Below are 23,920 nucleotides of genomic sequence, written 5' to 3'. Positions count from 1 at the left end.
GATGCCGGAGCGGCCGGATCCCACTGCGGGCGACCACGACCTGACGTGGACCGAACTCGGCGACGGCCTGTGGCTCATGGCGGCCATCGACGTGACCCCGGCCGCGGCCGCCGCTCCGCCACCGGCGACGCAGCCGGAACGGCCGGCCGTCCCGCTTCCGGAGCACCGGCGAGAACCGCCTCCCCGCGAACGCCCCTTGATTCACACCGAGAGTAGCGGCGAACCCGATCGTGAACCGCCACCGCCCGACCAGCCTGTGTTCGCCGAGCACCTCGCGGGAAACGGCGGCCCGCTCGCGCCGCAAGCCGGAGAACCGTCGCCCGAGGCGGATCTCACCAGCGTGCCCACGGCCCCGGTCCTGCCCGGTGCGGTCGAACTCGTCCGCGCGCTCCGCCCGTTCAAGCGAAAAGTCTTCTCGAACAAGGCGGACGACGTCGAGCTCGACGAAGACCGCACCGCGGAGGAAGCGTCGCAGACCGGGATGTGGCTGCCGGTCACGAGACGGCGGCGCGGTCGCTGGCTCGACCTGACGCTCGTCGTCGACTCATCGCCGTCGATGGCGCTGTGGACTCCTACGGTGAACGCGTTCGCCCGATTGCTGGAACGGCTGGGGGCGTTCCGGTCCGTCCGGGTCCGGCTGCTGGAAACCGGTAAGACGGGGACAGCCGAAGGAGGCGAGGTCCTCGGCCCCACCCTGCGCGGCGGCACGGCCGACGCCCCGGCGCGCGGCGCCGGCGAGGTCATCGGCGCGGCGGACCGGAGCCTCCTGCTGCTCATGACCGACGGGGTCAGCGATGCCTGGCATCGTGACCTCGTGTCGCCACTGCTCGCCCGCTGGGCGCGGGCGATGCCGGTCGCGATCGTGCACCTGCTGCCGCAGCGCCTCTGGCCGCGCGGCGGCATGGCCATCCACCAGACGGTGCTCACCCCACCCGGCCCGCTGCGGCCCAACGGCAGCTACGACGTGCGCTCGGCCGACGTGCTGCTGGATCCGGCCGAAGCCGCCGAGCTCACCGCCGGTGCGGTCGCGGTGCCCGTGCTCGAGCTGCAGGACCGGTGGCTCGGCTGGTGGGCCTCGATGATCACCGGAGTGGGTGGCATCGCCCGCAAAGCGGCGGTGGTCCTCGCCCGCGACCAGCCACGGCCGGGTGATCACGCCGCGGGACAGGAGCCGGAACGATCCGCGCGGGAGAAGGTGAAGCAGTTCCACGGTTCCGCTTCCCCCTCGGCGTTTCGCCTGGCCACCTTGCTCGCGGCGGTGCCCGTGGACGTCGGCATCGCGCGCACGCTGCAGGCGGAGTTGGTGCCCGGTTCCGGGCCCGACCACCTGGCCGAGGTCTTCACCAGCGGTCTGCTGGAGCGGGTCCGGGACGGAACGCCGTGGGACCGGGCACACTGGGAGTTTTCGGATCACGTGAGACAGCTGCTCCTGCGCGGCGCACGCCGTTCGGACACCGCGCACGCCGTGATCAGCGCTTCGAGGCGCTTCGGCGACCGGAATCCGGTGCTGGCGCGCCTCCAGGCCGCCCTGGCGGCTCCCGACGCAACGCCCGATCCGGTGGTACCCGCGGCGACCAAGGCGGACATCGCTCTCGAGCGTGACCTCATGCGTGCGCTATCCGGGCCGTATTTATCACGCGCGGACCGGCTGGAGGCTAAAATAGTGAGCATTGGTCAACACGGTGATCCACCCACTACGATCCCGGCGGTGAGTGACACGATGTCGCAGGAACTCAAGCCGACGGGTTCCGCGAGCGAACCTGCAACCGTCGTCCAGCCCGGCACCAGAAATGTCGATATAACTCCACCGGTGGACGAAGTGTCGCCGGTCGTGCGGACGAAGATCGTCCGGGAGATCGCCGACGTGACCAGCCGAACCGAACGCCGTTCCGGTGACGAGGCACCACCCGTTTGGGGTGCTGTCCCGCCCAAGAACCCCAATTTCACCGGAAGGCATGAACTGCTCGATCAATTGAGCGAGCGGCTCGGGGCCGGCACCACAGCCGTCCTGCCTGCGGCATTGCACGGAATGGGTGGTATCGGCAAGACGCAGATGGCGGTGGAATATATCTACCGTCACCTGAAAGACTACGACATCGTCTGGTGGGTGCAAGCCACTCAGGCAACGCAGATCCGCAAATCGCTCACCGAACTCGCTCAACACCTGCGACTGCCTGGCGCCGACGAAGCGATCACCGCGGTCCCGGCGGTCCGGGAAGCGCTGCGGCTGGGCCGTCCCTACCGGCGCTGGCTGCTGGTCTTCGACTCGGCCGAGGATCCGGCGATGGTGCGGCAGTTCTTCCCGGTGGACGGGCCGGGCCAGATCCTGGTGACCTCGCGCAACCCCACGTGGGCCGGCATCGCGCGGCCGCTGGAGGTCGCGGTCTTCCAACGCGACGAGAGCAAGAAGCTGCTCGGGCTGCGCCGTTCCGAACTCGTCGACGCCGACGCCGACCTCATCGCCGAGAAGCTCGGCGATCTACCGCTGGCGATCGAGCAGGCGGCCGCCTGGCTGGCCGAGACGGGGATGCCGGCCCGGGACTACCTGGACCTGTTCGACGAGAAGGTCACCGAAATCCTCGACACGGCCGCGCCGAACGACTACGAAGTGTCGGTCGCCGCGGCGTGGAACGTCTCGTTCGACGAGCTGAGCTCCCGCAGCCCGGCCGCCCACCAGTTGCTCCAGGTCTGCGCCTTCTTCGCGCCCGAGCCGATCTCGCGCAGCCTGTTCACCGGCGTGCGAGACGCTTCGATCGCCCCGGAGCTGGACGCGGCCCTACGCGACCCGATGCGGCTGGGGCGCGCTATTCGCGACGTCAACCGGTACAGCCTGGCGAAGATCGACCACCGCAGCAACACCCTGTTGCTGCACCGATTGGTGCAGTTGGTCCTGCGCGAGAGGATGAGCGAGCAGCACCGCCTGGAGATGCGTCATGGAGCGCACCTGCTGCTGGCCAAGCTGGATCCGAACGACCCGGCCGCACCCCAAACCTGGACGCGGTACCAGGAGATCCTGCCGCACGTCTACGACGCCGAGCTGACGGATTGCACCGACCCGTGGGCGCGCCAGCTGGTGATCAACCTGTTCCGGTTCCTCTACCACTGGGGCGACCACGAGGGCGCGCTTTCCCTGGCCGAGCGGGCGGTCAAGGCGTGGACGGCGGACCGGGAGGAGCGGCTGGTCCGGGGCGAGGAACTGGTCGAAGATCCACCGTTGCTGGAGCTCAAGGCGTCCGAGCAACTCGCGTTCTTCTACTGGGTGGTCGGGCGATACGACGAAGCTGCCAAAGTCGCCAAGCAGACCCTGGATCGCTACACCGAGGCGATCGGCGCGGCGAGAGAAGAGACGCTGGGCGCGCAGCTCACCTACGCACTCATCCTGAAGGCGCGAGGTGACTTTTCGGAGGCGCGGCGGCGCAATGGGGAAATCTACGTCAACGCCCGCGGCCTGTTCGGCGAGGACGACCCCGTCACCCTCGGCGCCGCGCACGAGTTCATCGTCGCGCTGCTGCTGACCGGCGAGTATGCGGAAGCCCGTGAGCTGGCGGAGAAGACCTACAGCCGTCGCGCCGAAATCTTCGGTTTCGACAATGTCGACACGATCGGTACCCAGGTGCTGTTCGTACTCGCACGCCGCGAACTCGGGCACTACCCGTGGGCCAAGATCGAGATGGAACGCATCGCAGAGCGGGCCGAGCAGCTTTACGGCAGCGACAGCGTCGGTACACTCCGCCGCCGCTACTACCAGTCTGTGTCGTGCCGCAAGGACGGCGACCACGACACAGCGCTCGAGCTGTCGGGTGACGCACTGCGCAGGTTCCGCATCCGTTACGGCAACACCCACCCGAACGCGATGGCCTGCGCTCTCGGGCATTCCATCGACCTCCGGCACGCGCGGAGGTTCGCCGAAGCCCGCGAGCTCGGCGAGGAGGTGCTTGAGCTTTACCGGGAGAACCTGGGGGAGAACCACCCGCACACACGGTCGGCGGAGCTCGACCTCGGGGTCACCCTGCGGCTCGGTGGCGACCCTGCGAGCGCGCGCACGGTCGACGAGAAGGCGCTGGCCGGATTGAGCGAGAAGGTCGGCGAGGACCACCCGCACACGATCGTCTGCGGAATCAACCTGGCCAGCGACCTCTTCGCGCTCGACCGGATCGAGGAGGCGGCGGTGCTCGACGCCGATCTCTTCGACCGGGCCCGCCGCGTCCTGGGCGAAGATCACCCGACCACACTGGCGGTGCAGCTCAACCGATCGCTCGACCTGCGGGCGACCGGGCAGATCGCCGAGGCGGATGCGCTGTACGAGGACGTGTTGACGCGGTACCGGCTGGTGCTCGGGGAAAACCACCCGGGCACGGAAGCGGCCTCGCGGAACGTCCGTGCGGACTGCGACATCGACCCGATGCCGCTGTAGGGACCTCACGGCGGGGTCGATTCACTGGATGAACCGACCCCGCCGGCCGGCAACCGCTTCCACGGACGCGGTCGCTCCCGGCTCGTCGCGCAGCAGCGCACGCGACGCCGGTCCGGTGCTCCGCGCCGAGCCGAGGAAGTCGGATCAGGCCTGTTCGAGCGCCCTGCCGATTCCCGCCCGGCACCCGGAGTCGGCACTTGTGGTCCGACGGGCCGGTCACGTCGCCCTGGAACTTGATCTGATGCGCGCTATTCGGGCCGCGCCAGCGTCCAGTGATAGTGATCGCCTGGTACCGATCCTCGGCCGAGTCGAACACCGGCAACCAGGGCGGCGAAATCCTCGACACGGCGCGCCGAACGACTACGAAGTGTCCGTCGCCGCGGCGGGGAATGTCTCGTTCGGCTGTCGCTGTGGAGCCCGGCCGGGCGGTTCAGTGGGTGAACCGGCCCAGCCAGCCGGCGATCGCTTCCACGGAGGGAGTCTTTCCTGGCCCGTCGCGCAGCAGGCGGTGCACCGCCCGGACCAGTTCCGGGCGGTGCAACAGCGCCCGCGATGCCGGTCCGGTGCTCCGCGCCGACAGGGCGAGGCCCAGGCCGACGAGTGCCGACGGGTCGTCCGGGGCCGCGGCCAGCAGCTGCCGATACCCGGTTGCCGCTTCCATCGGGCGTCCGGCCACGAAATGCACATCAGCCTCCGTCGCTCCCGGGACAGAGGACGCGTGCTCGGCGAATCGGGCGGCGCCGTCCGGGCCGAGGCGGAGCCGGATCAGGTCAGTGCGAGCGTCCTGCCAATCCCCGTCCGGCACGGGTGTCGGCACCCGGGGTTCCGGCGGGCCGGTCACGGCGCATCGGGGCCGCGAAAGCCCCTCTCGCCAGTCCGCTGCCAGCTCGGCGACCGTGCCGGGGTCGGGGCGCAAGTGTCTCGTCCGCCAGACTGCGTAATGGTCTTCGGCTGCGAAGCGCGACCACTTGCGGGGGCCCGCGGCGACCGGCTCGTTCTGCCACGGCCGGAGTTTCGCGGCGACGCCGTCGAGGAACCGGCGGCCGGCCAGTGTGACGCTCTCATCGGCGCGTACTGCGGTAAGCGTTCGCCACACTTGCTCGCGCCACAGAGCAAATTCGAAAGCGGCCAGCTCGTGGCCGGGCTCGGCTGCGGCCACCGCGCGCCAGAACGACGTCACGCCGAAAAAGGCATAGATTCCGTGGAGCACACCACCGATCGGGCGTGGGTCAGAGCGCCACGGTGCGTACAGTCTTTCTCGCGAATCGTCCCGGCTGATCCGGACGAGGTGGAGCAGGCCGCCGAGCTGGATGTGGTGGAATTCGTGGACGAGCGCGGCCGCGAGTGTGGCGGGATCGTCGCCGTAGGCGACGATCGCGCTGCCGAACGCTTCCCCAGTGGACGCGCTGGGCAGCCGGAACGGGACAGCCGGCGACGGGACGATCGAATCCAAGCCGACTGTGAGGCCCTCCGCGACGGCGGGCAGGTGCCGGGTGAGCAGCCGCCAGGCGTCGCCGAGTACTGTCCGCCACGACTCGATCTCGACCGGACGCAACCGCTCCGGTGGAATCGGCTCGTATAGCCCGCGGTACGGATCCAGGCTGTCGAGTCGGACCGCGAGCCGCCGGTCACCGGACCACAGAACCGCTTCCTTGAGCCCCGACCATCCTGGTGCATCGGCGGACGGACGCGTGGGCAGGCGGATCACCGAGTGCCGGTTGCGGATTTCGACCACTCCGTACGCGCTTCGGATGGCTGCCACGGAGAACGGCGCCTCTGCTCGCAGGTGCGCCAGCCCTAGCGTGGGCAGCGCGACGTTCCCCCGCCACACCGGCAGTTCCGTCTCGAACGGGATTCCGGCGCGCACGGCGGCGGCCGCGGCCAGGCAGTGCAAATACCCGACGTGGACCCAGAAGGGGCAGACCCCGGTGACGTCGTGCCGGTAGAGCCGGGTCGTGTAGCCGGCCCACGTTCCGGTGTACGGGTGGGTAAGAATCACTTCGAGCTCTTGCGGTGCTGCCCGTTCAACCCTGGCCAGCAGTTCCCATGCTGTTTCTGGTGACGGCAGCGGCCAGTACAGGTCCTCGGATTTCGTGGCCACTTCGACCAGGCCGCGCAGCAGCAACAGCCTACGGCTTCGCTCAGCCGCTCGCAGTCTACGCAGCTGATGGGGGCTGCTGTCACCGCGTGCGATCACGTCGAAGTCCGTCCACCGCAGCTGGTGTCGGCCCAGTTCTGTGGTGTGGTCCGAAGATTCCGCGGGCTCCACGATCAATCGACCCGTTTGGCGCCGCCAGTGCTGGTACTTGCGGTCACCGGGATGTGGGCGACCCGTTCCACCGCATGGCGTAATGCCCTGCGCATTTCGCCGCCGTCCAGGGTGCGCAGCCTGGTGAGGGAAACTCCGCCGAGGTCGACGAGTTCCGATTCGATTCCGTCTTCCGCGCCGGAACGAGCTGCCTGCATCACGCTTTCCCTTCTCGCAGGGAGAACGGACCCCGTCGGCCCGCTTTGCATTATTCCGCATGCCGGGCGGTTGCGACAGGGACGGACGCAGTGCGCCGTTCAGGTGATGTCGACCGGGCCGCCTGCCCGGCGCGGGGCGGCCTGCACGCGAAGATGCACCGGCTTTCGGCGAGGGAAACCGGCCGTTGCCGCGTGCACTGAACACGGAAGATTCGCCCCAGCTGTCCAGCTTTTGCCCACTCCCATTCCCGGACGCGGTGGGTAAAATCACCGTTCCCGGGCTGCCGGGCGGGAGGTGGTTCAGCAAGTGTCGGCCGGAGAACGAACTTACGGACCGAGCCGTGAGCTGCAGACCCCGTCGACGGTTCGCGTCGCGGTCCGGGAGGCGATCGTCAATCTCCTCGCCAAAGCCGGGCTGGCTGCCGATCGGCCCAGCCGGTCGCTGCTGGTGGACCTGATCCACGACAACCTCGGTTCCCCGCTGACCCTTTCCGAACACGCCACCGGGCGGGATCAGCTGATCGACGTCGTCAACGCCTGCGCCAGAGCGGAAGGCGGGATGCACGCGCTCGACCAGGCCGTCCGCATGCTGCGGCCGGGCTCGCCGGAAACGGAGCTCCTGCACCGGCTCGTGCACGAACCGCGGATGCACGATCTGCTGCCGGATGCCGAATTGCTTTGGCTGCGTTCGGCGCTGAACGGGGTCGCCCCGGCGAGGCTGGGTGCGCTCCTGCGCCGGTCGGCGAGCCCCGCGACTTGCCCGGCCGCCGAACCGGGCGACGCCTGGGACGCCTTCTGCCTGCTGACCGAGCTCAACACCCCGGCACACGGGCTGCCACCCGCGCTGACCTTCATCGAGCTCGTCGCCGCGGAATGCCCGAGGTCACTGGGTGATCAGCTGCGGGAATGGAACACGTGGCAGGCCCGGCGGGTCCAGGGCGAGGCTCGGTTGCACGAACTGCGCGCCGAGCACCAGCCCGGTGCCGGCGATGGCCTGCGCCTGCACCTGGTGATCATGGTGGAAGTGGACGGCATCGACCCCGACCTGCACGTCGTTTCCCATTGGCGGCAGGAGGACCCGCGGGAATGGCCGCCTGCCCGCGGTGGGATGGCGACTGTGCAGGGTGCTGATCTCGAATACCACGTCGACCGGCTGGTCGTCGACGCCGAACGCGCCTGGGCGGAATACCGCGAAGAAGTGGCGCTCGAATTCATCCTGCCGCGGGCACTGGTCAACCTCCCGGTGCACCGGTGGTGCAAAGAACACGAAACCGGGGATCCCCGGCCGCTTTCCCTCGACTACCCGATCGTCATCCGTTCACTGGAACGGATGTTTTCCCGGCAGTGGCACCGCGCCTGGCGGATCCGGTGGGAAGCGATGCTCGGCAACCCGTCCGCTGAACGGGTGTACTACTGCCGGCCACAGGACACCGCGAAGCGCCACCGGCTCGACGCCACCTTGAGCGACGGACGGTGGTTGGTGATGGTGCTCGCCGAACCGCCTCCCGTGCGGCCTCGGCCGGGGGAGGACGAGCTGGCGACGGGACTGCGGACGGGGATTCCGGCTCTGCTCTGGCACCCCCATGCGCCTGCCGAGGTGGTGCGCGAACTCGTCGCCTGGCTCGTCGACGGCGGTGGGCTCGGCGATCTCCCCGTGCGGACCCAGGATTCCCGGCGGGCGTCGTTTCGCGAGGTCACGATTCCCGTCGACCTGCGGGTGGCCGGCGACCTGGTGATCTTGTGGGACGACCCGAGCAGGCTGATCTTCCTTGACGATGGCCCTTACCTGTCGGATGTGACACGGGAGAGTGCGGATGAACGGGGAAAAGCGTCCTGAGCGGCCGGACTGGTGGATCTACCGCGGTACCGGCCGGCCGCTCGACGGTGCCACGCTCGCCGACCTGCTCCCGCCCGCGCCACCCTGGCGGGCGTTCGACGGCGGGCCGTTGCCGGACGAGGACGTCGTCCCACCGGACGAGGGGGAAGCGGCCCGGCGCCTGGGGTCTGAGCACCGGCTGATCGCCAGGCACGTCGACACGCACGAGATCGACATGGTCAACGCGGCGCTGTACCTGCGGCGGCCGTTGCTGGTCACCGGCAGGCCCGGCAGCGGCAAGTCGAGCCTGGCGTACCGGGTCGCGCGCGAACTCGGGCTGGGCCGGGTGCTCCGGTGGCCGATCACGTCCCACACCACGCTGAAAGCCGGGCTGTACACCTACGACGCGATCGGCCGGGCCCAGGCGGCCGGCACCCGCGCGGCCGCACGGGACGGCGACCAGGAACCGCCGATCGGCGAGTACCTCCGGCTCGGCGAGCTCGGCACGGTCTTCCTGCCGCGGCGGCTGCCCCGCGTCCTGCTCGTCGACGAGCTCGACAAGAGCGAAGCCGATCTGCCCAACGACCTGCTCAGCCTGTTCGAAGACGGCGAGTTCGTGATCCCCGAGCTCGTGCGGATGCGCAGCCGGACCCGTGAGGTCGAGGTCTTCACGGCCGACCCCGACCTGACGGCGACCGTCGTGGACGGCCGCGTCCGGTGCGCGGCCTTCCCCTTCGTCGTGATCACCAGCAACGGCGACCGCGACTTCCCGCCGGCCTTCCTGCGCCGGTGCCTGCGGCTCGAACTCCAGGACCCGGACATCGAGCAGCTGGCGGCCATGGTGGCGGCGCACGCACTCGATCCGGGCGACACCCACCGCTCCCGCATCATCGAGGAGTTCGTCAGCCGCAGCGATGCCTACGGCGGATTGCCGGTCGACAAGCTCCTCGAGGCCGTGTATCTGGCGACTTCGGGGGCGTACCACGACGAGGGTGATTCCTGGCCGCGGCTGGTGGACGCGCTCTGGCGGCAGCTGAATTCCGTGGTGCCGTGAGATGGCCGAGGAGCCGCGGGAGATCCGGGTCGGGAGCGAGCCGCTGTCGTGGAGCGAGGTCGCCGACGCGGTCTGGCTGGCGGCGGCCCTCCGCCGGCCGTCGGTCCAGCCGGACAGTGAACCGGAACCACCACCCCCACCGGATCCGGTACCCGAGCTGCCGCCGCCACCGATCCGCGAGCCGGACGCCGCGAACGGCTCCCGGCCGGTCGCGGGGCCCGATCCGGTGACCAGGCAGCAGCGGCCGCGCGTGGTCGGAGGTTTCACCCGGGACGTCCACGGGGACGCCCGCCCGGGCACACCGTCGAACGGCCGGGCGCCCAGGCCGGGGACCATGCCGGGGGGTCCGGACATCCTGCGGTCCCTCCGGCCGTTGAAGCAGCTGCGTCCCTCCAGGCGGGAGGACGACCTCCAGCTCGACGAGGAATCGACCGCCGAGCAAGCGGCGCAGGACGGTCTGTGGCTGCCGGTGTTGAAGCCCGCGCCGACAACGCGTGTCCTCGACCTGACAGTGGTGGTCGACGCGGGCGCCTCGATGGCCCTCTGGCAGTCGGAAGTCACGGCGTTCCTGAGGTTGGTGCAACAACTGGGAGCGTTCCGGACCGTCCGGATCCGGTACCTCGAAACGGAGGCCCGCGCGACGGACGGCTCTCTCACGCCGGTGCTGCGTGGCGGCACCCCGGACGCGCCGCAGCACAGTGCGGCCGAACTCCTCGGCTGGTACGGCGACCGGCTCATGCTGGTCCTCACCGACGGCGTCGGCGAAGCGTGGCGGCGAGACCTCGTGTCGCCGCTGCTCGCGCAGTGGAGCCGCGGCATGCCGGTGGCGGTGGTGCACCTGCTGCCCCAGTACATGTGGAAGAAGGGCGGGCTGCCGCTGCACCGGGCCCTGCTGGCTTCGCCCGGCGCGTTCCGGCCGAACCGCCGGTACGGGTTCGAGCTGCCGGACGCCTGGATGACCATGGCTGATCCGGAAAAGACCACCGCCGGTGCCGTCCCCGTACCGGTTCTGGAGCTGGAGGGCCGCTGGTTCAGCTGGTGGGTGCGCTTCGTTTCGCGAACGATCACCGAGGCGGTGCCGGGCACGGTCCTGCTCGTCCGCGACCAGCCGATGCCCGAGCCGGCGATCGACGACGAGCCCGCGGCACCGCTGTCGGCCGAGGAGCGGGTCCGGCGGTTCGTGGGGGCCGCCACCCCACCGGCGCTCCGGCTCGCGACATTGCTGGCCGCGGTACCGGTCAGCCTGCCGATCGCGCGGTTCGTCCGTGCGGAACTCGTCCCGGAGGCCGGAACCGCACACCTGGCCGAGGTGTTCACCAGCGGGCTCCTCGCCCCGCCCAAGACGAACGTCCTCGAGGAAGACGCCGTTTTCGAGTTCCCGATCCCGATCCGGGAGGCACTGCTCGCGGCCGGCCGCCGAGCGGAGACCGTGCGGGTGGTCGCCGCGACCGGACAGCGGTTCGGCGAGCGGCACCCGGTGCTGCTGAAGATCGCCGACGCGCTCGCCGACCCGGACCACGCCGCGCTGCCCGACGACACGGCGGACATTTCCCTCGAGCGAGTCGTCATGCGCGCGCTCTCGGGCCCGTATGCCTGGCGGGCCGAACGCCTGCAGGCGCGGGAGCACGAGCTCGCCGCGGCGGAGGACGACCGGGACGTCGTCACGGAAGACGGCGAGGCCCCGCCTGCCCCCACCGAGCCTGGCCTCGCGGCGGAACGGCTGGTCACGGACGTTCGGGAAGAAGCGGCCACCTCCCTACGCCGGATCCGGCGGATCACGACCGACGCCCCGATCGTCTGGGGGGCCGTACCCGCGCGAAACCCGGAGTTCGTCGGCCGCCGCGAACTGCTCGACCACCTCGCGGCCACCCTGCGGCCGTCGAGCTGCGCGATCCTGCACGGCCCCGGCGGCCTCGGCAAGACCCAGATCGCCGTCGAGTACATCTACCGGCAGCTGCGCGACCACGATCTCGTGTGGTGGGTCAGTGCGCCCCAGGAGTCGCAGATCCGGGCGTCGTTGACAGAGCTCGCCCGGCAGCTGCGGTTGCCGGGTGCCGAGGAGACCCTCACCGCGGTGCCCGCCGTCCTGGCGGCGTTGCGCGCGGGAAAGCCTTATCGTCGTTGGCTGCTCGTCTTCGACGCGGCCGACCACTCCCAGGCCCTCCTGCCGTTCCTGCCGGTCGACGGGCCGGGCCGGACTCTGGTCACCGCACGGGACAGCGCTCCAGGGGACTTCCCCGCGGAGTCGATCGCGGTGGGCCGCTTCACCCGGGTGGAGAGCATCGAACTGTTGCGCCACCGGGACCCCACGGTCACGGATGCGGACGCGGACGCGCTCGCGCGGAAACTGGGCGACTTGCCGATCGCGCTGGCACAGGCCGCGGCGTGGCGGGCGGAAAGCGGCATCCCGGTCGCCGAGTACACCCGGCTTCTGGACGAGAAGATGGCCGAGATCCTGTCGACGTCTCCGCGGACCTCGGACGACGAGGTCGCCGCGGCGGCCGCCTGGAACGTCTCGTTCGACGGTCTCGCCGTCCGCAATCCGGCCGCGCACCAGCTGCTCCAGGTTTGTGCGTTTCTGGCGGCCGAACCGATTTCCCGCAGCCTGTTCGCCGGGGTGCGGGGAGTTTCGATCGCCCCGGAACTGGACACGGCGATGCGGGATCCCGACCTGCTCGACCGGGCATTGAGGGACATCAACCGGTGCCAGCTGGCGAAGCTGGATCACCGCAGCGGCACCCTGCTCCTGCACCGGCTCGCGCAGTTGGCTCTGCGGGTGCGGATGTCCGACGAGACGCGCGACAAGATGCGCCATGGGGCCGCCTTGCTCCTCGCCAATCTCGATCCGAACGACCCCGAGACTGCTACGTTGTGGCCGCGCTACCAGCTGGTGTTGCCGCACCTGCGGCAAGCCGGCTTGATCGACTGCGACGACCCGTGGGTGCGGCGGTTGCTGCTGAACTTGATGAAGTTCCTGAACCTCTCCGGCGACCACGCCGGTGCGCTGGCGCTGGCCCAAGAAGCGGCGGCCGCCTGGACGGACCGGTACGGCGCGGAGGACGCCCAGACCCTGGCCGCGTCGGAGCAACTCGGACGCATGCTCTGGGTGCTCGGCCGATACGAGGCCTCATCGGAGGTCTGCGGGCGGACGTTGTATCTGTACCGGCGAACTACAGGTCCGGATTCGGAACAGGCACTGCGGGCGGAAACCCTGGTCGCCGTCGGGCTGAAGGCCAACGGTGACTTCTACGCGGCACGGGATCTCAACCGGAAGACCTACGAAAACGCCCGATCCCTGTTCGGCGACGACGACCCGTCCACATTGGGCGCGGCACACGACCTGGCTGTGTCGTTGCTGCTGGTTGGCGACTACGAACAGGCGCGCTGGCTCAGTGAAGATACCTACGAACGCCAGTCCGAGGTCCTTGGCCCCGACAACTGGAAAACCATTCTCACCCTCAACATCATGATCATCTGCCGGCGCGAACTCGGCGACTACGCCTGGGCACGCGTTGAGCAGGAAAAGGTCGTGGAACGGGTGCGCGGCCTCTTCGGCTCGGACTCCGACGGCGTCGTCCGTCGCGACTACCACCTCGCGGTTGCGCAGCGAAAGGACGGACACCACGAGGCCGCGCTGAGCCTGTCGGGCAGCGCGCTGGAGCGCTTCCGACACAAATACGGGCCGGACCACCCCAACGCGCTGGCCTGCGCGCTGGCCCATTCGCTCGACCTGCGCAACGCGGGTGACCCGGCGGCTTCGATCGAGCTCGGTGAGCGGGTACTGGCGCTGTATCGGACCAACATGGGCGACCGGCATCCCCACACCCTGGTGGCCGAGGCGAACATCGGAGTGACACTGCGCCTGCTCGGGGATCCGGCGGCCGCGTTGAGCCGCAACGAAAGGGTGCTGACGGAGCTACGGGATCGGCTGGGCCTGGCCCACCCGCACGTCCTGGCGTGCTCGATCAACACCGCGAACGACTGGTACGCGGTCGGCGACGTGCAGCGTTCCCTGCGCATGAACACCGAGACGTTCGCGCGGCTGCGGCGGGCGTTACCCGACAGTCATCCCCTCACTCTCGCGGCTCGGCTCAACCGAGCTTTGGACCTCGAACGGCTCGGCCGCTTTCGGGAGGCGGTCAGTCAACACCACGAGGTGCTCATCGCGATCGGCCGGGTACTCCGGCGAGGCCATCCCGCGATCGATGCCGCGGAAAACGCAGTGCGCGCTGAGTGCGACATCGACCCGATGCCGTTGTAGCCCGAGTCAGGCCAGTCCTTCGCCCGTCCATGCGGCCAGTTCTTCGACCGTCGGGGCCATGCCGGTGTCGCGCAGCTCCCGGTGGACCGCGCGGACCAGTTCGGGCACGGTGAGCAAGGCCCGCCTGGCCGGTCCTCCCGGGAGCGACAGACCGAGGCCGATCAAGGCCGAAGCGTGGTCCGGATCGGCCGCGAGTTCGGCGGCGTAGGCGGTCTTGGCTTCGCTGATCCGGCCGCAGACCAGAAGGTGATCGGCGGTCAGAACTTCCGGGACCAGCGACCACAACTGCTGCAGCCGGGTTTCGCCGTTTTCGCCCAGCCGGATCCGGACCAGGTCAGCACGGGCATTCGGCCAATCGCCGTCCGAAACGGTGTCGAGCAGGCCTCCCTGGGCCGGCGGCGGACAGGGAAGTCCGCCCTGCCAAGCCCGCGTGAGCCCGGCAACCGCTTCAGGTGCGGGACGGAGGTGGCGGAGCCGCCAGCCGGCGTGGTGGTCCACCGCCAGGGCCTCCGCCCACTGCGCCGCTTCGTCCGCAGTCGGCTCGTCCTGCCAGGGGCCGAGCACGGCGGCCAGCTCGCCGAGAAAACGCCGCCCCTCGTCGGTCAGAGCCGAGTCATCGCGAATCGCTTCGAGCGTGCGCCAGCTCTGGGCGCGCCAGTGGGCGAATTCGAACGCGGCCAGCAGATCGTCCGGCCGGGCCCGGTAAAGCGCTCGCCAGAAGGCTGAGACCCCGAAGAACGCGTAGATCCCGTGGACCAGCCCGCCAAGGGGCCGGGGGTCCTCCCGCCACGGCGCGTAAAGCCGTTCGGTGCGGTCGTCGTCGTGCAGCCGGGCAAGCTGCAGAAGGGCGCCCAGCCGGACGTGCTGGAACTCGTGTACGAGTGCCGCGGCCAGCGCCGCCGGCTCGTCGGTGGCCGCAATGACCGCGCTGCCGAAGGCCTCGCCCGTCGATGCGCTGGGGAGCCGGAACGGGACGGCCGGCTCCGGCACGATCGATGTCAGGCCCACGGGCAGGACCTCGGCGTACTCGGGCAAATGTTCGACGATCAGACCCCAGGCCTCGCCGAGCAGATCCCGCCAGCTCGCCGCATCGGTTTCCGCCAGCCGGTTCGGCGGGATCGGGTGGTAGAGACCGCGGTGCGGGTCCAGGTCGTCGAGCCGCAGCTCGAGGACCCGGTCGCGAACCTCGAACCGGAACGTCCGCAGCGGGCTCCAGCCCGGCTGCCCGGGTGCGACACGCGAACGTTCGCCGCGGATCGTGAACGTTGCCCCTTCCCCCCGTACCTCGGCGGTGGTGAAGCCGGGTTCTTCGGCAAGCCGAGCCGCTCCGAGCGTCGGCAGCACGACGGTGCCGTCCCAGACCGGCACGCGGATCGTGAAGTCCAGGCCCGCGCGGATCGCCGCCGAAGCCGCGATCGTGTGCAGGTAGCCGAAGTGCACCCAGAGCGGGCATTCCCCGCTCAGACCCTGTTCGACCAGCCGGGTGGTGTACCCCGCCCAGCTTCCGGTGTACGGGTGCGCGAGGACTTGCTCCAGCGAGCTGGGGGCGACCTGCTGGGCTCTGACCAGCAGGTCCCAGGCCGTTTCGGAGCCGGCCAGCGCCTCCGTCAGCCGCGCGTCGGTCTCCGCCCGTTCCACCAGGCCGCACAGCAGGAGCAGGCGTCGGCTCCGATCGGAGGCACGCAGGGCGTCCACGGCGGCGATCCCGCCGCTACCGACGGCCAAGCGGTCGAAGGTGTCCCAAGCGATCGAATGCACATCCGGCTCGGCCGGAGCGTGGTCCATCGTGCGCACGGAGAAACCTTTCGAACAATGGTCAGTCGACGCGTTTGGCGTTGCCGCCACTGCTGCTCGCGGTCACCGGGATGTGTGCGGTGCGGTCAACGGCGTGGCGGATCGACCGGTGCAGGGCGACGGGATCGAGTTTTCGCAGTTGGGACAGCGAGATCGCGCTCAGATCGAGGAGTTCGGATTTGATCCCCGGTTGTCCATTGCCATCCGGCGATCGCATGCCGATTGTTCCTCTTCCATAGCATAGAAACGACAACTTAGAAACGGCTGGCCAGCCGAACACAATTTAGCACGTCGTCGTGCTACTCCATACGGGTGACCCCGGTTAAGCATTTATGCAGTACAACTGCATGTCGATGCGGAAGAAGTGATCAAACATCTGATCGAATCCGCCGGTGTCGTCGATTTAGGCACGCTGTGTTAGGTGGCGGTAGCGCTTGGTGTGACTGCTCGGTGCAATTCCGATCGCTTGATTGTCAATCTGTCCCGACAATGACTGCCTGCCGGTGGCTAGCTCGCAACCCTAAGGACCGTATGGAGCAACGCCGAGAGCTCGGCTTCGAAGTTCGGGCGCGATGCCACCCGGCGCGTTCGAGCCAGGTCGTTCGCGATGGTCAGCGCCGCGTGGGCCGTGATCTTCGCTTCCCTCGCCGGCAACTCAGGCCGCACTGCTGACAGCAGTGTGACCCACTGGGTTACGTAGTTGCGTTGAATGCGCAGAAGGTCGGCTTTGTCCCGGTCCGGCATCGTCACCCGGTCCGCCGAGAACGACACCAGCAGCTCCGGCGTGTGCAAGATCGTGTGCACATACGACGCCGCCAGGCGGCGCAGGGCCGAGCGCTCGTCCGAGGTCCGCAAAGCCAGCTCGGCCGCCAGGGCCAGACGATCGGCGGCCCGGTGGCCGATCGCCACCATCAGGGCCGCCTTGCTCGGGAAGTGGCGGTAGACGCTCGGGCCGGCGATGCCCGCCGCCGCTCCGATGTCCTCCATGCTCACGTCGTGGAAGCCTCGCTGGGCGAACAGGGCCGTCGCCTCCGCCAGGAGCTGCTCGCGGCGGGATGGGGTGCCGAGCCGCAAAGCCGGGGCCTCGGGGGCCGGTGAAGGTGGAGGCAGTGTGGTGTTGAGCACACCGAGCGCCAGGTCGACCAGTAACTGAGCGAAGCGGCGTCGGGCCACCGACGTGTGGTGGACCGAAACACTCCCGAACACCGACAGCGCCGCCCAGCACAGGAGCTCGGCGTCCTCCGCCGGCAGCTCCGGGCGGCGGGTCTGCAGGGCCTTGGACCACGCCGCCAGCGCCAACGTCCACCGGCGGGCGATCTCGCGCTGGTCCTCCTTGGGCAGATGACGGCCCTCCCAGCGCCACAGCGCCGCGATCTCGCGCCGCTCGACCGCCTGGGTCGCGAGCCGGCCCAGGAGGAGCCGGAGCTGGTCAGGCTGGGGAACCGAGTCCGACAGCGCCTCCTCTGTCGCCGCCTCCATGTCCTCGAAGCCGCTCAGGACCACGTACGCCAGGATTGCCTGCTTGTCCGCGAAGTGGCGGTACAGCGCCGGACCCGTCACGCCCGCCGCGTCCGCTATGTCCTTGATCGACACCCCCGGGAAGCCGCGGACGCGGAACAGCTCCGCCGCCACCGCGGCCAGCTGGGCCTTGCGGTCGCGAGGGCGAAGGCTGCGTTCGGTCATGGTGATTGCACGATAGCGGCTCACGGCACAGGGGCAACCCATTGACACCATGGGGTTATCCGGAGATATGTTAATGGGCATTAGCCCTACTGGTCGGTATCATCGGCTGTGACACGGCTAGGCACAACGACGTCCCACACGCTCGCGAGGAGTTGTTCAGTGAGTAGCGAGGCCTACATCTACGAGGCGATCCGCACGCCTCGCGGCAAGAACAAGGGCGGTGCCCTGCACGGCACCAAGCCGGTCGACCTGGTGGTCGGCCTGATCAACGAACTCAAGGTCCGCCACCCGAACCTCGACCCCGCCGCCATCGACGACATCGTGCTCGGCGTCGTGTCGCCGGTCGGGGAGCAGGGCGCCGTCATCGCGCGCACCGCCGCGCTGAACGCCGGCCTGCCCGAGACCGTCGCCGGCGTGCAGCTCAACCGCTTCTGCGCCTCCGGTCTCGAGGCCACCAACACCGCCGCGCAGAAGGTGCGCTCCGGCTGGGACAGCCTCGTCATCGGCGGCGGCGTCGAGTCGATGTCGCGGGTGCCGATGGGCTCCGACGGCGGCGCGCTGTTCATGGACCCCACCACCGTCTACGACAACTACATCGTCCCGCAGGGCACCAGCGCCGACCTGATCGCGACCATCGAGGGCTTCTCCCGCGAGGACGTCGACCGCTGGGCCGTCCGCTCGCAGGACCGCGCCGAGGCCGCCTGGTCCGGCGGCTACTTCGCCAAGTCGGTCGTCCCGGTCAAGGACATCAACGGCGTCACCGTCCTGGACCACGACGAGCACCGCCGCCCCGGTTCCACCATCGAGGGCCTCGGCAAGCTCAAGCCGGCCTTCGCCGGCATCGGCGAGCTGGGCGGCTTCGACGCCGTCGCGCTGCAGAAGTACCACTCGGTCGAGCGCATCGACCACGTCCACACCGGCGGCAACTCCTCCGGCATCGTCGACGGCGCCGCGCTGGTCCTCATCGGCTCCGAGCAGGTCGGCAAGACCTTCGGGCTGACCCCGCGCGCCCGGATCGTGGCCACCGCGTCGGTCGGCTCCGAGCCGACCATCATGCTCACCGGGCCGACCCCGGCCACCGAAAAGGTGCTGAAGACCGCGGGCCTCAAGCCCGAGGACATCGACCTGTGGGAGCTCAACGAGGCGTTCGCCTCCGTCGTGCTCAAGTGGATCAGGGACCTGCACCTCGACGAGGAGAAGGTCAACGTCAACGGCGGCGCGATCGCCATGGGCCACCCGCTCGGCGCCACCGGCGCGATGCTGGTCGGCACCATGGTCGACGAGCTGGAACGCCGCCAGGCGCGCCGTGCTCTGGTGACCCTGTGCATCGGCGGCGGCATGGGCGTCGCGACCATCATCGAGCGGGTGTGAGGACTCCAAATGCCTGAAAGCAAGACCATCCGCTGGGAGCAGGACGAAGACGGCATCGTCACCCTGACCCTGGACGACCCGAACCAGTCGGCGAACACGATGAACGCCGACTTCCGCGAGTCGCTGGGTGTCACGGTCGACCGCCTGGAGGCCGAGAAGGACTCCATCACCGGTGTCGTCATCACGTCCGCGAAGAAGACGTTCTTCGCCGGCGGTGACCTGAACGACCTCATCCAGGCCAAGCCCGAGCACGCGGTCGAGCTGACCGAGGGCAGCACCCTGATGAAGGGGCAGATGCGCCGCATCGAGCAGCTCGGCAAGCCGGTCGTCGCGGCGATCAACGGCGCCGCGCTCGGCGGTGGCCTCGAGATCGCGCTGGCGACGCACCACCGCATCGCCGCCGACGTCAAGGGCAGCCAGATCGGCCTGCCCGAGGTGACGCTGGGCCTGCTGCCCGGCGGTGGTGGCGTCGTGCGCACCGTCCGCCTGCTCGGCATCCAGAGCGCGCTGCTGAACGTGCTGCTGCAGGGCCAGCGGCACCGCCCGGCCAAGGCACTCGAGCTCGGCCTGGTGCACGAGCTCGTCGGCTCGGTCGAGGAGCTCGTCCCCGCCGCGAAGGCGTGGATCAAGGCGAACCCCGAGGGCGGCGTGCAGCCGTGGGACGTCAAGGGCTACAAGATCCCCGGCGGCACCCCGTCGAACCCGAGCTTCGCGGCCAACCTGCCGGCGTTCCCGGCGAACCTGCGCAAGCAGATCAAGGGCGCGAACATGCCGGCCCCGCGGGCGATCCTGGCCGTCGCGATCGAGGGTGCGCAGGTCGACTTCGACACCGCCATCCAGATCGAGACGCGCTACTTCATCCACCTCGCCACCGGCCAGGTCTCGAAGAACATGACGAAGGCGTTCTTCTTCGACCTGCAGACCATCAACTCGGGCGGCTCGCGGCCGGACGGCTTCGAGAAGTACACGGCCAAGAAGGTCGGTGTCATCGGCGCGGGCATGATGGGCGCCGCGATCGCGTACGTCTCGGCGAAGGCCGGTATCGACGTCGTCCTCAAGGACGTCTCGCTGGAGGCGGCCGAGAAGGGCAAGGGCTACGCGGAGAAGCTCGAGCAGAAGGCGCTCTCGCGCGGCAAGACCACGCAGGAGAAGTCGGACGCGCTGCTGGCCAGGATCAAGCCGACCGCCGACCCGGCCGACTTCGCGGGCGTCGACTTCGTGATCGAGGCCGTGTTCGAGAGCGTCGAGCTGAAGCACAAGGTGTTCGGCGAGATCGAGAGCGTCGTCAACGCCGACGCGGTGCTGGGCTCGAACACCTCGACGCTGCCGATCACCACCCTCGCCGAGGGCGTGCAGCGGACCGAGGACTTCATCGGGATCCACTTCTTCTCGCCGGTGGACAAGATGCCGCTGGTCGAGATCATCTGCGGGGAGAAGACGTCGCCGGCGACGCTGGCCAAGGTCTTCGATTACACGCTGCAGATCAAGAAGACCCCGATCGTCGTCAACGACAGCCGCGGTTTCTTCACCTCGCGCGTGATCGGCACGTTCCTGAACGAGGCCGTCGCCGCGCTGGGCGAAGGTGTCGCGCCGGCTTCGATCGAGCAGGCCGGTTCGCAGGCGGGCTACCCGGCGCCGCCGCTGCAGCTGATGGACGAGCTGACGCTGACCCTGCCGCGCAAGATCCGCAAGGAGACGCGCGAGGCGATCGAAGCTGCGGGCGGCACCTGGAAGGCGCACGCGTCCGAGGCCGTGATCGACCGGATGGTCGAGGAGTTCGACCGCAAGGGCCGTTCGACGGGCGCGGGCTTCTACGAGTACGACGACGAGGGCAAGCGCACCGGGCTGTGGCCGGGCCTGCGCGACGCGTTCAAGTCCGGCTCGGCGGAGGTGCCGTTCGAGGACCTCAAGGAGCGGATGCTCTTCGCCGAGGCGCTCGAAACGGTGAAGTGCTTCGACGAAGGCGTGCTGACGTCGGTGGCCGACGCCAACATCGGCTCGATCTTCGGCATCGGCTTCCCGGCGTGGACCGGTGGCGTCATCCAGTACATCAACCAGTACGAGGGTGGCCTGCAGGGATTCGTCGACCGGTCCCGCGAACTCGCGGCCCGGTACGGCGACCACTTCGAGCCGCCGGCGTCGCTGGTGGAGAAGGCCGCCAAGGGCGAGATCTACGAATAAGGGCTGACGTTCGAGGGCCGCCACCGGATCCCGGTGGCGGCCCTCGGCGTGTCACGGCTCCAGCGCGAAGTGCGGCAGCCGCCGGTCCAGCCACCGCGGCAGCCACCAGGCCCGGGCACCCAGCAGCCGCATGATCGCCGGGACGACCAGGCAGCGGATCACCAGCGCGTCCAGCAGCACCGCGACCGCCAAGCCGAGCCCGAACTGGGCCAGCATCCGGGACGGGTCCAGCAGGAACGCGCCGAACACCAGCACCATGATCGCGCCCGCGGCGGTGATCACCGCGCCCGTCGAGGCCAGGCCTTCGCGCACCGCCAGCCGCGCGTCGCCCGTTCGGCGCCACTCCTCGTGCATGCGGGACACCAGGAACACCTCGTAGTCCATCGACAGCCCGAAGACGATCGCGAAGATCATCACCGGCACGAACGCCTCGATCGGGCCCGGCTGGGCGCCGAACCAGCCGTCGCCGAACACCAGCGTCATCACGCCGAGGGAGGCGCCGATGCTCAGCAGGTTCAGCAGCGCCGCCTTGAGCGGGATCAGCACCGACCGGAACACCACCATCAGCAGCAACGCCGACAACCCGACCACGACCAGCACGAACAGCGGCAGCCGGTCCGCGACGGCGCCCGCGAAGTCCGTCGCGGCCGCCACCGAGCCGCCGACCAGGTAGTGACCCGGCAGCGTCGGCAGGACGTCGGCGCGCAGCCGTGTCACCAGCTCGGCGGTCGCCGCGTCCTGCGGTGACGTCGTCGGGAAGGCCAAGACGGTCCGGCCCATCGGCGGCAGGACCTGGGCGATGCCCGGCGTCGACGCGAGTTTCCGCTGCAGTGCCACGGTGTCGCCGTCCTCGGTGACGATCGCCAGCGGGCCGGTGAAGCCCGGGCCGAAGCCCTCGGCCAGCAGGTCGTAGGCCTGCCGCGTGGTGGAGCCCGCCGGGTCGGTGCTCGCGTCGGCGAACCCGAGCCGCATCCCCGCGGCCGGAACCGACAGTCCGATGAGGACGATCAGGCCGATCGCCAGCGGGGCCAGTGGACGACGCTGGACGCCGTCGGCGAGCCGTCGCCACGCCTTGCCGGGTTCGCGGCGGAGAGCCTGCCGTCGGATGCCGCGTTCGAGCCGCCGGCCGAACAGCGAGAGCAGCGCGGGCAGCAGCGTGACGGACGCGACCATCGTCATCAGGACGGTGAGCGCGACGGACAGCGCGACCCCGCGCAGCCCGCCGAGGCCGAGCGCGAGCAGGCCGAGCAGCGCGATGATCACCGTCGTCCCGGCGAACAGCACCGAGCGGCCGGCCGTGTCGAGCGCCCGGCGGGCGGCCGTGTCGCGGTCGTGGCCGGCGAGGATTTCGGTGCGGTAGCGGGAAAAGATCAGCAACGCGTAATCTACGCCGACGCCGAACCCGACCAGCATCATCAGCGGCGCGGTGTAGCTCGCGATGTCGACGAAGTGCGAGACGAGCGTGATCACGCCCAGCGTGCTGCCGACGGCGAACACCGCGGTGAGCACCGGCAGCCCGGCCGCGAGCAGCGAGCGGAACAGGAACACGAGGATGACCAGCGCGGCGAGCAGGCCGACGCCTTCCGCCGGGCCGCCGCTTTCGGAGATCCGCTCGATCGGGTCCCCGGCGAGCGCGACCTCGACCGGCCCGGCCCGCTTCGCGGTGTCGGCGAACTTCACGATGTCGTCGTAGGGGAGGTCGGTCGAGGCCGCGTCGAAGGTGACGGTGGCGTAGCCGATCCGCCCGTCGCGCGAGAGCGTCGTCTCGGTCACCGACCGCACGTGCGGCAGGGACCGCACGTCGTCGAGCATGGCGTCGATCGGCGCCCGGTTCGCGGCGAGGCCGCCGTCGGCCTTCAGCACGATCTGCGCGCTCGCGCCCGATTGCGCGGAGGACTCCAGCAGATCCACGACCTGCTGGGATTCGGTGCCGGGCAAGGAGTTGTCGTCGTGGAACGCGCTGCCGGCCAGCTGCGAGGTGAACGTGACGCCGATGAGGACCAGCGCCCAGAGCGCGACGGCGAGCCACCGGTGGCGCTGCGCCCAGCCGGCCAGCCGCGCCAGGCCGCCGCCGGAGGTACGATTGATGGTGTCCATGGTGGACAAGGATTCGCGAGGAGGGCCCTACCGCGCGTCGCGCCGTGGACGACACTTCGCGTGCTACCGGCGGTGTCCCCTAAGGCTCGTCCCGTACACCCGGGGGAGTACGGGTCAGGGCGCCAGCCACCTCGGCGTCACCGCGCCGGACTCGTAGGCGAGGACGACGAGCTGCGCCCGGTCCCGCGTCCCGGTCTTGGTCATGATGCGGCTGACGTGCGTCTTCGCCGTCGCCGGGCTGAGCGTGAGCTCGCGGGCGATCTCGTCGTTCGACAGCCCGGCCGCGACCAGGGACAGCACTTCGCGTTCGCGGTCGGTGAGCCGCTCCAGCGCCGGGGACGGCGCCGGCCGGGTGCCGCGCGCGGCGAACTCCGCGATCAGCCGCCGGGTGATCGACGGCGCCAGCAGCGCGTCGCCGCGGGCGGCCACGCGCACGGCGTGGATCAGCTCCTCGGGCTCGGTGTCCTTGACCAGGAACCCGCTCGCGCCCGCCCGCAGCGCGCCGTAGACGTCCTCGTCGAGGTCGAACGTCGTGAGGATGACGACCTTGGCCTGCACGCCCGGGTCTTCGAGGAGGTGCCGGGTGGCGGCGAGGCCGTCGAGCACCGGCATCCGGATGTCCATCAGCACGACGTCGGGGTGGTGGTCGTGCGCGGCCTGCAGCGCCTCGCGCCCGTCCGCGGCTTCGGCCACGACGGTGATGTCATCCTCGCCGTCCAAAATGGACCGGAAGCCGGCGCGGACGAGCCGCTGGTCGTCGACGAGCAGGACCCGGATCATCGG

General features: G+C 69.8%; 13 protein-coding genes. 6 read left to right on the top strand and 7 right to left on the bottom strand.

Going from position 1 to position 23,920, the window contains the following annotated elements; all coding sequences use genetic code 11:
- Position 1: 1 nt before the first annotated feature.
- The gene (gene fxsT, locus ACWED2_RS02155) at positions 2-4,414 is read left to right on the top strand and encodes an FxSxx-COOH system tetratricopeptide repeat protein (RefSeq protein WP_449688571.1); all 4,413 of its coding nucleotides are present in this window, start codon (positions 2-4) and stop codon (positions 4,412-4,414) included.
- A 430-nt stretch (positions 4,415-4,844) separates the two neighbouring features.
- Here fxsT (ACWED2_RS02155) and ACWED2_RS02150 read toward each other — a convergent pair whose 3' ends face one another.
- Both ACWED2_RS02150 and ACWED2_RS02145 read right to left on the bottom strand, forming a co-directional pair.
- Entirely contained in the window at positions 4,845-6,539 is a 1,695-nt protein-coding gene (locus ACWED2_RS02150) for an aKG-HExxH-type peptide beta-hydroxylase (RefSeq protein ID WP_449688570.1), read from the bottom strand.
- 146 nt (positions 6,540-6,685) lie between these two features.
- Positions 6,686-6,883, bottom strand: a complete 198-nt coding sequence (locus ACWED2_RS02145; RefSeq protein ID WP_449688569.1) for a hypothetical protein — start codon at positions 6,881-6,883, stop codon at positions 6,686-6,688.
- 304 nt (positions 6,884-7,187) lie between these two features.
- Here ACWED2_RS02145 and ACWED2_RS02140 point away from each other — a divergent pair, with 304 nt between their 5' ends.
- From ACWED2_RS02140 to fxsT (ACWED2_RS02130), 3 genes are read left to right on the top strand one after another with little or no spacing between them, the layout of a single operon-like run.
- On the top strand, positions 7,188-8,717 hold the full coding sequence (locus tag ACWED2_RS02140) for a VMAP-C domain-containing protein (RefSeq protein ID WP_449688568.1): 1,530 nt from the start codon (positions 7,188-7,190) through the stop codon (positions 8,715-8,717).
- Positions 8,695-9,750, top strand: a complete 1,056-nt coding sequence (locus tag ACWED2_RS02135) for an AAA family ATPase (protein ID WP_449688567.1) — start codon at positions 8,695-8,697, stop codon at positions 9,748-9,750. Before ACWED2_RS02140 ends, ACWED2_RS02135 begins: the two co-directional genes overlap by 23 nt.
- A gap of 1 nt (position 9,751) precedes the next feature.
- Positions 9,752-14,011 carry an FxSxx-COOH system tetratricopeptide repeat protein gene (gene fxsT, locus ACWED2_RS02130; RefSeq protein ID WP_449688566.1) on the top strand — a complete coding sequence of 1,420 codons (4,260 nt, stop codon included), beginning with the start codon at positions 9,752-9,754 and terminating at the stop codon, positions 14,009-14,011.
- A 6-nt stretch (positions 14,012-14,017) separates the two neighbouring features.
- On the opposite strand, the gene ACWED2_RS02125 is transcribed toward fxsT (ACWED2_RS02130), so the two are convergent.
- The 3 genes from ACWED2_RS02125 to ACWED2_RS02115 all read right to left on the bottom strand — a co-directional run bounded on the left by ACWED2_RS02125 (position 14,018) and on the right by ACWED2_RS02115 (position 17,494).
- Complete coding sequence (locus tag ACWED2_RS02125; protein WP_449688647.1) at positions 14,018-15,796, bottom strand: HEXXH motif domain-containing protein; 1,779 nt, start codon at positions 15,794-15,796, stop codon at positions 14,018-14,020.
- Between the two features lie 31 nt (positions 15,797-15,827).
- The gene (locus ACWED2_RS02120) at positions 15,828-16,022 is read right to left on the bottom strand and encodes a hypothetical protein (protein ID WP_449688565.1); all 195 of its coding nucleotides are present in this window, start codon (positions 16,020-16,022) and stop codon (positions 15,828-15,830) included.
- A gap of 290 nt (positions 16,023-16,312) precedes the next feature.
- On the bottom strand, positions 16,313-17,494 hold the full coding sequence (locus ACWED2_RS02115) for a TetR/AcrR family transcriptional regulator (RefSeq protein ID WP_449688646.1): 1,182 nt from the start codon (positions 17,492-17,494) through the stop codon (positions 16,313-16,315).
- Positions 17,495-17,647: 153 nt separating this feature from the next.
- On the opposite strand from ACWED2_RS02115, the gene ACWED2_RS02110 reads away from it, so the two are divergent.
- Together ACWED2_RS02110 and ACWED2_RS02105 are read left to right on the top strand one after the other, a co-directional pair.
- A complete protein-coding gene (locus tag ACWED2_RS02110; RefSeq protein ID WP_449688564.1) occupies positions 17,648-18,859 on the top strand; it encodes an acetyl-CoA C-acetyltransferase in 1,212 nt (403 codons plus the stop codon).
- 9 nt (positions 18,860-18,868) lie between these two features.
- Positions 18,869-21,040 (top strand): 3-hydroxyacyl-CoA dehydrogenase NAD-binding domain-containing protein, encoded by a 2,172-nt coding sequence (locus ACWED2_RS02105; protein WP_449688563.1) that lies wholly within the window; start codon positions 18,869-18,871, stop codon positions 21,038-21,040.
- A gap of 51 nt (positions 21,041-21,091) precedes the next feature.
- Here ACWED2_RS02105 and ACWED2_RS02100 read toward each other — a convergent pair whose 3' ends face one another.
- Together ACWED2_RS02100 and ACWED2_RS02095 are read right to left on the bottom strand one after the other, a co-directional pair.
- Entirely contained in the window at positions 21,092-23,137 is a 2,046-nt protein-coding gene (locus tag ACWED2_RS02100) for an MMPL family transporter (protein WP_449688562.1), read from the bottom strand.
- A gap of 114 nt (positions 23,138-23,251) precedes the next feature.
- On the bottom strand, positions 23,252-23,917 hold the full coding sequence (locus tag ACWED2_RS02095; RefSeq protein WP_449688561.1) for a response regulator: 666 nt from the start codon (positions 23,915-23,917) through the stop codon (positions 23,252-23,254).
- Positions 23,918-23,920: the final 3 nt, after the last annotated feature.

This window comes from Amycolatopsis sp. NPDC005003 (assembly GCF_053600695.1).
Note: the sequence above shows the minus strand (reverse complement) of the source record. Positions and strands in the feature narration are given on the sequence as shown.

What these genes read in the sequence shown, in the direction of transcription:
- ACWED2_RS02135 (WP_449688567.1), top strand. Translation starts at nt 8,695, where the DNA reads ATGAACGGGGAAAAGCGTCCTGAGCGGCCGGACTGGTGGATCTACCGC.
- ACWED2_RS02125 (WP_449688647.1), bottom strand. Translation starts at nt 15,796, where the DNA reads ATGGACCACGCTCCGGCCGAGCCGGATGTGCATTCGATCGCTTGGGAC.
- ACWED2_RS02100 (WP_449688562.1), bottom strand. Translation starts at nt 23,137, where the DNA reads ATGGACACCATCAATCGTACCTCCGGCGGCGGCCTGGCGCGGCTGGCC.
- fxsT (WP_449688566.1), top strand. Translation starts at nt 9,752, where the DNA reads ATGGCCGAGGAGCCGCGGGAGATCCGGGTCGGGAGCGAGCCGCTGTCG.
- ACWED2_RS02095 (WP_449688561.1), bottom strand. Translation starts at nt 23,917, where the DNA reads ATGATCCGGGTCCTGCTCGTCGACGACCAGCGGCTCGTCCGCGCCGGC.
- fxsT (WP_449688571.1), top strand. Translation starts at nt 2, where the DNA reads ATGCCGGAGCGGCCGGATCCCACTGCGGGCGACCACGACCTGACGTGG.
- ACWED2_RS02120 (WP_449688565.1), bottom strand. Translation starts at nt 16,022, where the DNA reads ATGCGATCGCCGGATGGCAATGGACAACCGGGGATCAAATCCGAACTC.
- ACWED2_RS02105 (WP_449688563.1), top strand. Translation starts at nt 18,869, where the DNA reads ATGCCTGAAAGCAAGACCATCCGCTGGGAGCAGGACGAAGACGGCATC.